Below are 700 nucleotides of genomic sequence, written 5' to 3'. Positions count from 1 at the left end.
AGAAAGCAAAGATAGTGCAGCAAGTACAGATTTTGGTTCAACAGTTGCTACTAATGATAGTAATTCTTCATCAAATAGTACCTCAGCAATTAATTTAAGAACATTTAGTAGATTGGCAACAACAACATTCGCAGCAGCAGCAGCAACTTCAACTACAAATACTTATACAGGTGCAGGGACTGATACAAATTATAATATTCCAATTTATTATAAATTAACAACTGTAAATAATGGAACGTCTATGACTTTTACGTATACAGTTACTTATGATAATCCTGCTACTACGACGGTTGAAAAGCCTACAGCATTGTCTAATAGTTACGCAATATACAACACAGGAACAACTTATCAAACGATGTTTACACTAGGTAGTGCATATGGAACACCTTCAACAGCGACAAGTTATATTACCGATTCAACAGGTGCTCAACTTAGTAATCCAAAAGCAAACACAACTAATATAAACAAACAGGGTAGTGGATATACTTGGGCAAACGGCTACCAAATGACTGGATACCAAGCTAAACAAGGATATGGTTTAACCACAACTTGGACAGTTCCTATCAATTCTAGTGGAGACACTTCTTTTACATTTGCCCCATACTCTACATCTGTGACAGGTGGGACAAACTTCTTTAATGGTCAAAAAGTGACTGTAACAGATCCAACTAGTGCGTCAACAAGTACTGCGAACTCACAA

General features: G+C 36.6%; 1 pseudogene. It reads left to right on the top strand.

Annotated features, from left to right (window positions below):
* Positions 1-112: 112 nt before the first annotated feature.
* Positions 113-700 (top strand): annotated as a pseudogene (locus tag HMPREF2802_RS08800) (hypothetical protein); the annotation flags it as partial.

The organism is Staphylococcus sp. HMSC071G07 (genome assembly GCF_001811435.1).
Taxonomy (GTDB): Bacteria; Bacillota; Bacilli; order Staphylococcales; family Staphylococcaceae; genus Staphylococcus; species Staphylococcus pettenkoferi.
The sequence above is the reverse complement of the archived record's forward strand: the minus strand, read 5'-3'. Positions and strand labels throughout refer to the sequence as shown.